This window comes from Burkholderia sp. SR8 (assembly GCF_052851275.1).
Map to the genome: position 1 here is coordinate 441,392 of NZ_JAULUC010000001.1, position 13,336 is coordinate 454,727.

Annotated in this window: 8 protein-coding genes; 3 read left to right on the forward strand and 5 right to left on the reverse strand. The window is 69.4% G+C overall.

The genetic code is table 11. The features are described 5' to 3' along the window. Nucleotides 1-16: 16 nt before the first annotated feature. Together Q3A80_RS02125 and hrpA are read right to left on the reverse strand one after the other, a co-directional pair. Nucleotides 17-1,006, reverse strand: coding sequence for a YVTN family beta-propeller repeat protein (locus tag Q3A80_RS02125; RefSeq protein WP_446327441.1), 990 nt, complete (start codon nucleotides 1,004-1,006; stop codon nucleotides 17-19). Nucleotides 1,007-1,167: 161 nt separating this feature from the next. Next, complete coding sequence (hrpA, locus tag Q3A80_RS02130) at nucleotides 1,168-5,370, reverse strand: ATP-dependent RNA helicase HrpA (RefSeq protein WP_446327442.1); 4,203 nt, start codon at nucleotides 5,368-5,370, stop codon at nucleotides 1,168-1,170. Between the two features lie 23 nt (nucleotides 5,371-5,393). Between hrpA and argA the strand changes: the two genes are divergently transcribed. Together argA and Q3A80_RS02140 are read left to right on the forward strand one after the other, a co-directional pair. Then, the gene (argA, locus tag Q3A80_RS02135; protein ID WP_446327443.1) at nucleotides 5,394-6,773 is read left to right on the forward strand and encodes an amino-acid N-acetyltransferase; all 1,380 of its coding nucleotides are present in this window, start codon (nucleotides 5,394-5,396) and stop codon (nucleotides 6,771-6,773) included. A gap of 49 nt (nucleotides 6,774-6,822) precedes the next feature. Then, nucleotides 6,823-7,098 carry an oxidative damage protection protein gene (locus tag Q3A80_RS02140; RefSeq protein WP_006478357.1) on the forward strand — a complete coding sequence of 92 codons (276 nt, stop codon included), beginning with the start codon at nucleotides 6,823-6,825 and terminating at the stop codon, nucleotides 7,096-7,098. Nucleotides 7,099-7,478: 380 nt separating this feature from the next. Here Q3A80_RS02140 and Q3A80_RS02145 read toward each other — a convergent pair whose 3' ends face one another. The 3 genes from Q3A80_RS02145 to Q3A80_RS02155 form a co-directional block, all read right to left on the reverse strand. After that, complete coding sequence (locus Q3A80_RS02145; RefSeq protein ID WP_446327444.1) at nucleotides 7,479-8,891, reverse strand: MFS transporter; 1,413 nt, start codon at nucleotides 8,889-8,891, stop codon at nucleotides 7,479-7,481. A 333-nt stretch (nucleotides 8,892-9,224) separates the two neighbouring features. Next, nucleotides 9,225-10,460 (reverse strand): CaiB/BaiF CoA transferase family protein, encoded by a 1,236-nt coding sequence (locus tag Q3A80_RS02150; RefSeq protein WP_446327445.1) that lies wholly within the window; start codon nucleotides 10,458-10,460, stop codon nucleotides 9,225-9,227. After that, nucleotides 10,457-12,211, reverse strand: a complete 1,755-nt coding sequence (locus Q3A80_RS02155) for an acyl-CoA dehydrogenase family protein (RefSeq protein ID WP_446327446.1) — start codon at nucleotides 12,209-12,211, stop codon at nucleotides 10,457-10,459. The genes Q3A80_RS02150 and Q3A80_RS02155 overlap by 4 nt, the downstream gene beginning before the upstream one ends. Nucleotides 12,212-12,384: 173 nt before the next feature. On the opposite strand from Q3A80_RS02155, the gene Q3A80_RS02160 reads away from it, so the two are divergent. Continuing rightward, the gene (locus Q3A80_RS02160) at nucleotides 12,385-13,287 is read left to right on the forward strand and encodes a LysR family transcriptional regulator (protein ID WP_446327447.1); all 903 of its coding nucleotides are present in this window, start codon (nucleotides 12,385-12,387) and stop codon (nucleotides 13,285-13,287) included. Nucleotides 13,288-13,336: the final 49 nt, after the last annotated feature.

Genomic DNA, 13,336 nt, shown 5'->3' on the forward strand with positions numbered 1-13,336 from the left:
CGTCCGCCTCCGCCCGTCACGCGCCGTTCGCAGCCTTCCACGGCGCGCGGTCGTAGAAGTAGATCCCGTGCGGCGAACGGCCGACGGCGATCGTCTGCACCAGCTTGCGCGATGCCAGATCGATGATACCGACCTTCTTCGCGAAGCGGAACGTCACCCACAGCGTCTTCTTGTCGGCGGACAGCTCCATGTCGTCCGGCCCCGGCAGCAGGCCGGTGATGTCGCCGACGTTGGTGAGCGTGTTCTCGTCGATGATGCTGATCGTGTTCGCGACCCGGTTCGTGACCGCGACGTGCGTGCCGTCGGCGAGCGAGCGGAAGTTGTGCGCGCCCTTGCCCGTGTAGATCTGCTTGACGACCTTCTGGTTGCGCCAGTCGACCACCGCGACGTAATCGGCACCGGTCATCCCGACCAGCAGGAACTTGTCGTCCGGCGTGAGCCACAGGCCCGCCGGCACCTTGCCGACCTTCATCTTCCACTTGACCGTCTGCGTCGGCAGGTCGATCGCCGCGATCTCGCCGGACACCTGCAGCGACACGAGCAGCGTCTTGCTGTCCTTCGTGAACGCGAGGTGGCTCGGCATCACCGCGAGCGGCACGCGCTTCGCGAGATGCAGGTCGCGGCCGTCGTAGCTGTAGAGGTCGACGCGGTCGAGCCGCAGCCCGGCCGCCGCGAACCACTTGCGATCGGGCGAGAAGCCGAGCTGGTACGGATCGTCGATGCCTTCGACGGTGCGCTGCACCTTGCCCGTCTTCGGGTCGAGGAACATCAGGCTGTTCGAGACCGAATTGGCGACGATGAGCGACGAATTGTCGGGCGTCGCCATCAGGTGGTGCGGTTCCTTGCCGGTCGGCATCGTGGACACGACCTCGCGGGACTGCTGGTCGATCAGGGAAAGCGTCGCTTCGGCCGAGTTGAGGACGATCACGTTATTCGCGTGTGCGGCGGGCGCCAGCACGGCGGCGGCCAGCGCAAGCGTGCGGCCGAAGGAAAGGAAAGTGCGCATGAAGACTCACGTCGTGGAACAGCAGTCATTGTAGAACGTTCGGCGGGCCCCTCCGGTTGACCCGGGCCGGCGTTGCGCCACTTCGCCGCACGCCGCGGCGGCCGTGCGGCCGGCCCGGCCAAGGCCAGCCGCCGGCGCGGGCCGCGAAACCCGCCGCCGCGCTAGCGCTGCATCGACTCCCAGACCTTGTGCAGACGCTTGACAGAGACAGGCATCGGCGTGCGCAGTTCCTGCGCGAACAGCGAAATCCGCAGTTCCTCGAGCAGCCAGCGGAATTCCGCGAGGCGCGGATCCGCGACGCCGCCGCGCTGCGATACCGCGCGCTGGTACTGCTGGACCAGCGGCAGCAGCTCGGTGGACTGCTTCGCGTCGCGCGCCGGGTCGGCCTTCAGCTTGTCGATCCGCAGCGCGATGCCCTTCAGGTAGCGCGGGAAATGTGCAAGCTGCGCGTAAGGCGTATCGATCACGAAGCGCTTGCCGACCAGCGCGCCGAGCTGCTGCTGCAGATCCGCATGGGCCTGCGCGAACGGCTTCGCCTGCGCGAGCTTCTTCGCGAGTCCCGCGTATTCGGCGAGGATCTGCCCGACGAGCCGCGCAATCTCCTGCGCGAGCAGATTCAGCCGGCTGCGGCCCTCGTCGCGGCGCGCATGGAAGCTCGCGTCGTCGTCGGGCAGCGGATCCTGCAGGCACGCGCGGTCGAGCGCCGTGTCGATCAGCTGGTCGCGCAGCTCGTCCTGCGTGCCGAGCGACATGTACTGCATCGCCATCTCGCGCAGCCCCGGCAGGTTCTTCTCCAGGAACTTGATCGGCTCCTTCAGCTGCAGCGCGAACAGCCGCCGCAAGCCGGCCCGGTGGATCCGCGCGGCCTCCTCCGGCGAGTCGAACACCTCGACGTCGCAATGTGTGCCGCGATCGACGAGCGCCGGGTAGCCGTACAGCGTCTGGCCGCGCCGGCGGATCTCCAGCAGCTCGGGGAGCTTGCCGAAGTTCCACGTCGTCAGGTTCTCGTACAGGGCCGTCGCACCGGCTTCCGGCGCGGCGGCCGTGTGCGGTGCAGCGCCCTTGCCCGGCTTGCCGCCCTTCGCTGCGGCGCCCGCCACCGCAGCGGGCGCCGGCGCATCGCCCGACGCCGCTTCGCCGCTCCCGGGCGCGATCGTCGACGCCGCCGCGATCTTCTGGAACTGCTGCTGCGCCTGCGCGCCGAGCTCCTGGCGCAGCTGCGCGAGATTGCGCCCCATCGCGAGCTGGCGGCCATGCTCGTCAATCACCTTGAAGTTCATGAACAGGTGCGCGGGCAGCGTCTCGAGCTTGAAGTCGGCCGTCTTCATCGCGACCTGCGTCTCACCGCGCACGTCGGCGATCAGCGCCTCGACGAGGCCGCCCGCGCCGAAGCGCTCGCGGCCCGTGCGCTCGACGAAGCCGGCCGCGTACTCGGGCAGCGGCACACAGTGCCGGCGCAGCTTCTGCGGCAGCGACTTCAGCAGCAGCTGCACCTTCTCCTTCAGCATCCCCGGCACGAGCCACTCGCAGCGGCGCGCGTCGACCTGGTTCAGCGCGTACAGCGGCACCGCGAGCGTCACGCCGTCGCGCGGCGTGCCTGGCTCGAAATGGTAGGTCAGCGCCATCTCGACGCCGGCCATCGTCGCGCGCTTCGGGAACAGCTCGGTCGTCACGCCGGCCGCCTCGTGGCGCATCAGGTCGTCGCGCGACAGGTACAGCAGCCGCGCGTGGTCGTCGGACTGGCCGCCCTTCTTCACCTCGTCGCGATACCAGCGCTCGAACGCGGCGCCGGTGTGGATGCCCGCCGGAATCGCGTGGTCGTAGTACGCGTAGATCAGTTCGTCGTCGACCAGCACGTCCTGTCGGCGCGACTTGTGCTCGAGCTGCTCGATGTCGGCGAGCAGCTTGCGGTTGTGCGCGAAGAACGGCAGCTTCGTGTCGAACTCGCCGTCGACCAGCGCGCCGCGGATGAACAGCTCGCGCGCGCGCGCCGGATCCTGCTTGCCGAACGCGACACGCCGCCGGTGGTAGATCGGCAGCCCGTACAGCGTCGCGCGCTCGAACGCGCTGACCTGCGCGGGGCGCTTCTCCCAGTGCGGCTCCGACAGCGATTTCTTCAGCAGATGCGCGCCGATCTTCTCGATCCACTCCGGCTCGATCTTCGCGAGGCAGCGCGCGTACAGCCGGCTCGTCTCGACGAGCTCGGCCGCCATCACCCAGCGGCCGGCCTTCTTCGCGAGCGCGGAGCCCGGCCACAGGTAGAACTTGATCCCGCGCGCACCGAGGTAGTGCGGATCGTCGTCCGCTTTCATGCCGATGTTGCCGAGCAAACCGGTCAACAGGGCCAGATGCACCTGCTCGTAGGTCGCTTCGGCGTCGTTGAGCCGCCAGCCGTGCTCGCGCACGACCGTCAGCAGCTGCGAATGAACGTCGCGCCATTCGCGCAGCCGCAGGTGCGACAGGAAGTTCTGCCGGCACGCGTCGATCAGCTGGCGATTCGACTTCTTGTGCGCGACGGCCTCTTCGAACCACGCCCAGATCTTCAGCCACTGCAGGAATTCGGAGCGTTCGTCGGCGAACCGGCGGTGCGCCTGGTCGGCCTGCTCCTGCGCTTCGATCGGCCGGTCGCGCGGGTCCTGCACGGACAGCGCGCTCGCGATGATCAGCACCTCGCGCAGCGACTGCTGGTCGCGCGCGGCGAGAATCATCCGGCCGACGCGCGGGTCGAGCGGCAGCCGCGCGAGTTCGCGGCCGAGCGGCGTCAGCGCGTTGTCGTCGTCGACGGCGCCGAGCTCGTTGAGCAGTTGGTAGCCGTCCGCGATCGCGCGGCCGGGCGGCGGCTCGAGGAACGGGAACGATTCGATCGCGGTCAGGTGCAGCGACTTCATCCGCAGGATCACCGACGCGAGCGACGAGCGCAGGATTTCCGGATCGGTGAAGCGCGCACGCGCCTGGTAGTCGCTTTCCTCGTACAAGCGGATGCACACGCCGTCGGCCACGCGGCCGCAACGGCCCGCACGCTGGTTCGCGGCGGCCTGCGAGATCGACTCGACCTGCAACTGCTCGACCTTGTTCCGGTACGAATAGCGCTTCACGCGTGCGAGGCCGGTGTCGACGACGTAGCGGATGCCCGGCACCGTCAGCGACGTTTCGGCCACGTTGGTCGCAAGCACGATGCGGCGCGCGTTCGACGCCTTGAACACCTTGTCCTGGTCGGCCGCCGACAGCCGCGCGAACAGCGGCAGGATCTCGGTGTGCGGCGGATGGTGCTTGCGCAGCGCCTCGGCCGCCTCGCGGATCTCGCGCTCGCCGGGCAGGAACACCAGCACGTCGCCGGGGCCTTCGCGGCACAGTTCGTCGACCGCGTCGACGATCGCATCCATCAGGTCGCGTTCGGCCTCGCGCGCGGTCTTCACGCGGTCGCGGCCGCCCGTGCCTTCCGCGTTCTTCACGGCCGGACGGTCCTCGGCCACCGGACGGTAGCGCATCTCGACCGGATACAGCCGCCCGCTCACCTCGATCACGGGTGCCGGACGTTCGTCGGTGCCGAAATGGCGCGCGAAGCGGTCGGCGTCGATCGTCGCGGACGTGACGATCAGCTTCAGGTCCGGCCGCCTCGGCAGGATCTCCTTCAGGTAGCCGAGCAGGAAGTCGATGTTCAGGCTGCGCTCGTGCGCCTCGTCGATGATCAGCGTGTCGTACGCCTTCAGCAGCGGATCGGTCTGCGTCTCGGCGAGCAGGATACCGTCCGTCATCAGCTTGACGGACGCGCCCGGCGCGAGATTGTCGGTGAAGCGCACCTTGTAGCCGACCACTTCGCCGAACGGCGTGCCGAGTTCCTCGGCGATGCGCCGGCCGGTCGACGACGCGGCGAGACGCCGCGGCTGCGTATGGCCGATCAGGCCCGTGCCGCCGGCGCCGAGGCCGCGGCCGAGATCGAGGCAGATCTTCGGCAGCTGGGTCGTCTTGCCCGACCCCGTTTCGCCGCAGACGATCACGACCTGGTGAGCGGCGATCGCGCGTGCGATCTCGTCGCGCTTGCCCGACACGGGCAGGCTTTCCGGGTACGTGATCGGCGGAACGGGGTTCGGGGGGACGGCTGCGCGCGGCGCACGCTCGCGACGCGGCGCGCGCTCGCCCGCGGCCTGCGGCGCGCCCTTCGCGGCCGGCTGGCCCTGCTGGCCGTCGTTGCGGCGCCGCTCGTCGCCGCGCGGCCCGCGCGGCTGCTTGCCCGCCTGCTGTTGATGTTGCTGCTGCTGGCGCGGCTGACCCGGCTGCCGGCGCGCATCGGCCGCCCCCTCCGGGTGCTCGGCCGACGGCGCGTTGGCCCGCGTCGGCGCGGGACTTTTAGGTACATTCGACATGGGGGCGCATTATAATCCCGGCCATGAATTCCCAAACCGACCTCCCACCCGCCCAGACCGGCGCCGCGACGCCGCCGGCCGCCGACGATTCGGCCGCCAGCCACGCGCAGTTCGTCGACTGGATGCGCTCCGTCGCGCCCTATATCCACAAGTTCCGCAACAGCACGTTCGTCGTGGGGTTCGGCGGCGAGGTGGTGCAGCAGGGGCTCCTGAACGCGCTCGTGTCCGACATCGCGCTGCTGCAGGCGATGGGCATCCAGATCGTGCTGGTGCACGGCTCGCGGCCGCAGGTCGAGGAGCAGTTGAGCCTGCACGGCGTCGAATCCGAGTTTTCGCACGGGCTGCGCATTACCGATGCGCGCGCGCTCGAGTCCGCGAAGGAAGCGGCCGGCGAAGTGCGTCTCGACATCGAGGCCGCGATCAGCCAGGGTCTGCCGAACTCGCCGATGGCGCACGCGCACATCAGCGTCGTGTCCGGCAACTTCGTGACCGCGCGGCCGGTGGGGATTCTCGACGGGGTCGATTTCGCGCACACGGGCATCGTGCGCAAGATCGACGCCGAATCGATCCGTCATTCGCTCGCGAGCCGCAAGCTCGTGCTGCTGTCGCCGCTCGGCTTCTCGCCGACCGGCGAGGCGTTCAACCTGTCGATGGAAGACGTCGCATCGGCCGCCGCGATCGCGCTGCGCGCCGACAAGATCATCTTCCTGACCGAAGCGCCCGGCATCGTCGACGACGAAGGCGGGCTGATCCGCGAAATGTCGCTCGACGCGGCCGCCGAGCTGCTCGATTCCGGCAACATCCAGGGCGACGACGCGTTCTTCCTGAAGCATTCGATCCGCGCGTGCCGCGGCGGCGTGACCCGCGCCCACCTGATCCCGCAGTCGCTCGACGGCAGCATGCTGCTCGAACTGTTCCTGCACGACGGTGTCGGCACGATGATCTCGTACGAGAACCTCGAGAGCCTGCGCGAGGCGACGCCGGACGACGTCGGCGGCATCCTGGCGCTGATCGAGCCGCTCGAGTCGGACGGCACGCTGGTACGGCGCGGCCGCCACCAGATCGAACGCGACATCGACCACTTCTCGGTGATCGAGCACGATGGCGTGCTGTTCGGCTGCGCGGCGCTGTATCCGTACCAGCAGGAAAAGATCGGCGAGATGGCGTGCCTGACGGTCGCGCCGGAAGCGCAGGGCTCGGGCGACGGCGAACGCCTGCTCAAGCGCATCGAGCAGCGCGCCCGCGCGCGCGGCCTCACGCACATCTTCGTGCTCACGACGCGCACCGAGCACTGGTTCCTCAAGCGCGGCTTCGTCAAGGTCAGCGTCGACGACCTGCCGGAAGACCGCCGCAAACTCTATAACTGGCAGCGCAAGTCGCTCGTGCTGATGAAACAGCTCTGAGCGCAGGCACGCCTGCCCTCCCCCAGACCGATTACAGGAGAAGTACACGATGGCTCGAATGATCCAATGCGCGAAGCTCGGCAAGGAAGCCGAAGGTCTCGATTTCCCGCCGCTGCCGGGCGAACTCGGCAAGCGCATTTACGAAAGCGTGTCGAAGGAAGCGTGGCAAGGCTGGCTCAAGCAGCAGACGATGCTGATCAACGAGAACCGCCTGAACATGGCCGACCCGCGCGCGCGCCAGTATCTGATGAAGCAGACCGAGAAGTACTTCTTCGGCGACGGCGCCGACCAGGCGTCGGGCTACGTGCCGCCGACCGAAGGCTGACGCACGGCGCATCGCGCGCGAAGGCCGGCCGTGCCGGCCTCGTCGTGACGCAAACCGGACGGCACCGTGCATCGCACGGTGCCGTTTGCTTTTGGAGCGCGCGATTCGGAACGCATGATTTCGCGCGAGTCGAGGCCATGCGGCGCGCGATCCGCGCGATCCGCGTGATGCCCGGATGTCCGGATGTCCGGATGCCCGGATGCCCGGATGCCCGATGCCAAATGCCGATGCCGCTGCCCGACGGCGGATGCCGGATGCCGGATGCCGGATGCCGGATGCCGGATGCCGCCGGAGCGTCGAATGAGCGCATCGCCAAACGATCTATCGCCTCATCGAATGACCCAATCGCCAGCGTGCCACATCACGCTCGCGTGCCCGGCTTACCCCGCCGGTTTCAACGTGCCGCGATCGCGCTGCCGCGCGGCCTCGCCGGCCGGACCGTCGGCGCTCGCGCCTTCCGTGCCCCATTCGGCCGCATCGCTGCGCTCGGCGCTCGACAGTTCGTCCGCGCGATAGCCGGTGCGATTGAGCAGCGCGAGCATGCATGCGAGCGACACGAGCGCATACAGGCCGGACGCGATCGCGACGCCGACGATGCTGCCGGTCGCGTTCAGGATCGCCTGCGCGAGCACCGGCGTGCCGCCGCCGACGACGAGCGCGCTCAGCTGGTACGCGAGCGACAGCCCCGTATAGCGGATGTTGGCCGGAAACACGCGCGCGAGCACGCCGCCGACCGCGCCGTAGAACATCGCCGACGGGATCGTCGAGATGCACATCCCGGCGACGGCGACCCAGTACGAACGCGTCGCGAGCGCATGGAACATCACCGGCATCAGCACGATCTCGGGAATCAGGATCCAGCACATCGCGCGCCGCATGTCGACCTTCGATACGAACCATGCACCGACCGGCTGCATCAGGAACTGCACGACGAGCGAGATCGACAGGATGCCGAGGAACGTGCCCTGCGCGTAGCCGAGCTCCTTCGTCGCCCACGACAGCGCGAACGTGCTGCGGAAGTACGTGACGTTGATCACCGGCAGCGTGCCGGCCGCGAGCAGCACGACGGGCCAGTGGTCGCGCACGACGTCGCGCAGCGGCAGCTTCACCGTGCGCTTGCGCGCGAGCACGCGCTGCATGTCGACCGATTCCTCGAGCCGCAGCCGGATCACCATTCCGATGATCACCAGCACCGCCGACAGCAGGAACGGAATGCGCCAGCCCCACATCAGGAACGACGGCGTCGGCAGCGCGCTCAGCGCGAAGAATGCGGCAGTCGCGAGCAGGTTGCCGGTGGGCGAGCCCTGCTGCGCGAACGCCGCATACAGGATGCTGCGGTGCTTCGGCGCGTTCTCGCTCGCGATCAGCACCGCGCCGCCCCACTCGCCGCCGACCGCGATGCCCTGCAGCACGCGCAGCACGACGAGGCCCGCCGGCGCCCATACGCCGATCGATGCGTAGCCGGGCAGCAGGCCGATCCCGGTCGTGGCCAGTCCCATCATCACCAGCGTGATCACGAGCGCGGTCTTGCGACCCACGCGATCGCCGAGATGCCCGAACACGATCCCGCCGAGCGGCCGTGCGGCGAAGCCGGCCCAGAACGTGACGAACGCGAGCAGCGTCGCGACGCCGGGGTTCATCGTGCTCGAGAAGAACACCTTGCCGAACACGAGCGCCGCGGCGGTGCCGTAGATGTAGAAGTCGTACCACTCGATCGTGGTGCCGACGAACGCCGCGAAGGCGGCACGGCCGGGCCGCGGCGGCGCCGCGGTCGGGGATTGCGAACGGTTCATCGATGTCTCCATGTTCGTGATCGGCGCGCGACTGTCGTCTGCGCGGCCGGTTGGCCGGTCTTGCGCCGCCGGCTGGCGGTGGTGGTCTGTGGTTTGCGTTCTGCGTTCTGCCGTGCTGCGTTCTGCCCTCCGCCGTGCTGCCTTCCGCCGTGCTGCCTTCCGCCATGCTGCCTTCCGCCATGCTGCCTTCCGCCTGCTGCCTTCCGCCGTGCTGCCCTCCGCCGTGCTGCCTTCCGCCGTGCCGCCTTCTGCCGTGCTGCCTCCGCCGTACTGCGCTGCCTTGCATCGCGTCCGCTCGGCCGAAGTTGCGCGCCTGCGGACACCCGGTTTCGGTCACATCCCGTCGGATGCGACCTTCAGCACGCCGGCGTCGAGCAGTTGCTGCTGGAGTGCGCGATCGACGCCCAAGCGGTCGAGCACAGCACGCGTATCGCGGCCGAGCGCGGGCGGCGCCGACCGGTAGGTCGCCGGCGTGCGCGACAGCTTCACCGGCGAGGCCGTACCGCGATACGCGCCGATCTCGACGAACAGCTCGCGATGCAGCGCATGCGGGTCGCATGCGACGTCGGCAACCGTACGCACCGGCCCGCACGGCACGCCCGCCGCCATCAGCTCGCGCGCGAGCGGCTCGCACGGATGGGCGGTCAATCGCGCTTCGAGCTCCGCCTTCAATTCGGGCCGATGCGCGCAGCGGCTGCGGTTGTCGACGAAGCGCGGATCGCTCGCGAGCGCCGGCGCGCCGAGATGCGCGACGAGGCGTGCGAACTGCCGGTCGTTGCCGACCGCGAGGAAGATCGGCACGGTCGCCGTCCGGTAGCTGTCGTACGGCGCGATGTTCGGATGCGCGTTGCCGCTGCGCCCGGGGACGCGTCCCGAGCCGAAGAAGTTCGGCAGATGCGGATGCAGCAGCGATACGCCGCAGTCGTACAGCGCGATGTCGATCGACTGGCCGCGCCCGCTCCGCTCGCGCTCCGCGAGCGCGAGCAGGATGCCGGCCAGCGCGTTGAGCCCGGTGACCATGTCGACGATCGGCAGCCCGATCCGCGTGGCCGCGCCGTCGCGCTCGCCGTTCACGCTCATCAGCCCGGCCATCGCCTGGATCACCGCGTCGTAGCCGGGCAATCCGCCGAGCGGGCCGTCCTCGCCGAAGCCCGTCACCGCGCAGTGGATCAGCCGCGGGAAGCGCGGCTGCAAATCGCGCGCGTAGTCCATTCCCCAGCGCGCGAGCGTGCCGGGCTTGAAGTTCTCGACGAGCACGTCGGCGTCCTCCAGCAGGCGCCACAGGATCGCGCGGCCTTCGTCGCGGGACAGGTCGAGCGCGAGCGCTTCCTTGTTGCGGTTGACGCCGATGAAGTACCACGCGGTGTCGCCGAGGAACGGCGGGCCCCAGCCGCGCGTCTCGTCGCCGTCGGGCGGCTCGATCTTGATCACCGTCGCGCCGTGGTCGGCGAGCGCCTGAGTACAGTACGGGCCGCCGAGCACGCGGCTCAGGTCGACGACCTTCAGCCCGTCCAGCGCGCCGCGACGCGCGTTCGCCGTCGGCACTTTCGTCACGTTCGTCGCATTCATCGCTCGACCTCCGGCAGCAGGTCGAGCGCCATGTCGAGCGGCACCGGCGTGCCGCGCACCAGCGCGTCGAACGCCGCCGCTTCGGCGCCGCACGATGCGGGCGCGAGCGGGTCGACCGGCAGCAGCTTGTGACGCACGATCAGGTGCGCGAGCGCGAGACGCCGGTAATCGGGCGCGAGCTGCGCGCCCTCGCACGCCATCAGCACGGCCGCGCTCGCGTAGTACAGCGCCGATGCGGCCTGCCGCACGCGCGCGTCGTCGCCTTCGGATGCAACCTGCGCGAGCGCATCGCAGGCGCGCGCGAGAATCCGCCGCAGCGCCGCGCGGCTCGCATCGGGCAGCGGCGCTGCGCCGAGCCGGTCGCCGAGGAACGTGCGCAGTGCGTCGAGCGCCTGCTCGCGCTGCGCGGCGCGCGCGACGTCGAGCGCGACGATGTTGCTCGTGCCTTCCCAGATCGAGCCGAGATGCGCGTCGCGCACAAGCCGTGCGTCGCTCCATTCCTCGATGTAGCCGATGCCGCCGCGCACCTCCATCGCGTCGCCGGTCACGCGGCGCGCATCGCGGCACGCGCGGAACTTGATCAGCGGCGTCAGGATGCGCACGCAGCGTGCGGCCTGCGCGTCGCCCGCGTCCGCATGCGGCAGCAGCAGCGCAATCTGCATGAACATCGCGCGCGCGGCCTCGGCGGGCAGCAGCATCTTCATCAGCTGGCGCTGCATCAGCGGCATCTCGATCAGATTGCGGCCGAACGCGGCGCGATGCGCGGCCACGTGCAGCGACTCGTTCAGCGCGCGCCGCATCAGCCCCGCCGCGCGCACGCCGTTCGACAGCCGCGACATGTTGATCATGTCGGCCATCTGGTGAAAACCGCGGCCGATCTCGCCGATCAGATAAGCCTGTGCGCCTTCGAGCGCGATCTCGCCGCTCGCCATCGACCGGCTGCCGAGCTTGTCCTTCAGCCGCACGATCCGGTAGCGGTTGCGCGTGCCGTCCGGCAGCGTCTTCGGCAGCAGGAACAGCGCGAGGCCCTTGATGCCGTCCGGCGCGCCGTCGGGCCGCGCGAGCACCATCGCGAGGTCGGCGTCCGCGTTCGAGCAGAACCATTTGTCGCCGTAGAGCCGCCATACCGTCTCGCCGCGCGCGTCCGTTTCGCGCGCCGCGCGCGTCGCGATGCGCGCGACGTCGGAGCCGGCCGCCTGCTCGGTCATGAACATCGCGCCCTGGAACAGCGTGTCGAAATCGCGCGACGCCAGCATCGGCAGGTAGCGCTCGACGAGTGCGGGCTCGCCGAAGCGGCGCAACGTGCGCGTCAGCGAATCGGTCATGCTGACCGGGCAGCACAGCCCGAATTCGGCCTGCACGAACAGGAACGTCAGCGCGTACTTCACGAGCGGCGCCACCGCCTCCGGCCGATGGCTCAGCGACGCGAGCCCGAGTTCCGAATACGCGACGCGTTCGAGCGCGACGTACGCGGGATCCTTGTCGATCCGCTGCACGGCTTCGCCGCGCCGGTTGCGATGTTCGAGCACCGGCGGATGCTTGTCGGCGCGCGACGCCCATTCGTCGAGTTCGCCCGACACGCGCGCACCGAGCGCGTGCAGTTGCGGCTCGAGTTCAGCGTAGCGTGCGGCGCCGAGATGCAGCCTCAGCAGTGCGCCGAGATCGGGATCGGCCGTGAAGAAATTGATGCCGTGGCTGTCGGGGATGTTGTCGGCCGCGCCGGTATCCGGCGGGCGAGCGGTGTCGTTCATGCATGCGTCTCCAGGGTGGCCCGGCTGACGGCCGGTGCCCGCGCGGCGATCGCGCGGCCGGCAGGTGCCAGGCGTTCAGCAGAGCGTAGGCGCCCGGTCGATAAGCGTCCAATACAGGATTTATTCGGTACGATAGACAGCGCTTATCGATGCCGATGCGCGGAGGAGACACCATGGAATTGAGGCAGCTGCGCTACTTCGTGGCGGTCGCCGAGGAACTGCATTTCGGGCGCGCGGCGAAGCGCCTGTTCATCTCGCAGCCGGCGCTGAGCTTCGACATCCGCAAATTCGAGGAAGCGCTCGGCGTGCAGCTCTTTTCACGCACCAACAAGACGGTCGCGCTGACCAATGCGGGCGCGGTGCTGCTCGGCGAAGCGCGCCGGCTGTTGCTGCAGGCGGCCGAGGCCGAGCGGCTCACCGTACGCTCGGCGTCGGGGCTCGCGGGCCGGCTGCGGATCGGCTTCGTCCATTCGATGCTGTATCGCGGGCTGCCCGATGCGGTGCGGCGCTTCGAGGCCGACTATCCGGGCGTCGAGATCGTGCTGAGCGAGATGAACACGCAGGCGCAGGTGCAGGCGATCCAGCGCGGCCAGATCGATCTCGGCTACGCGCACTGGGGCCACTGCCCGCCCGAGGTCGAATCGGCACCCGTCTATGCGGAACCGTTCGTCTGCTGCCTGCCGGCCGCGCACCGGCTCGCGCGGCGCCGTCAGGTCGCGCTCGCCGCGCTGGCTGCGGAGCCGTTCATCCTGTTTCCGCGCGATGCGGCGCCGCACTACCACGACCTGATCATCGCGCAGTGCGTGAATGCGGGATTCAGCCCGCTGATCCGCCACGAGGCGCGGCTGTGGCAGACGATCCTGTCGATGATCGAGTTCGGGATGGGCATCGCGCTGGTGCCGCGCGTGCTGCAGCAGGTGAAGAGCGACCGGCTCGCGTTCCGGCCGCTGCAGGATGCGTCGCTCGAATCGCGCACGCTGGAGCTGAAGCGCAGCGGCAGCGCCGAACCGGTCGCGCTGCGCTTCGCCGACTACGTGCGCGCGTCGATCGACGCACTGCCCGCGCTTGCGGGCTGAGCCGGGCGTTGCCGGTTCGCGCGCCGCGGCTTCTCCGCTACTTCTCCGC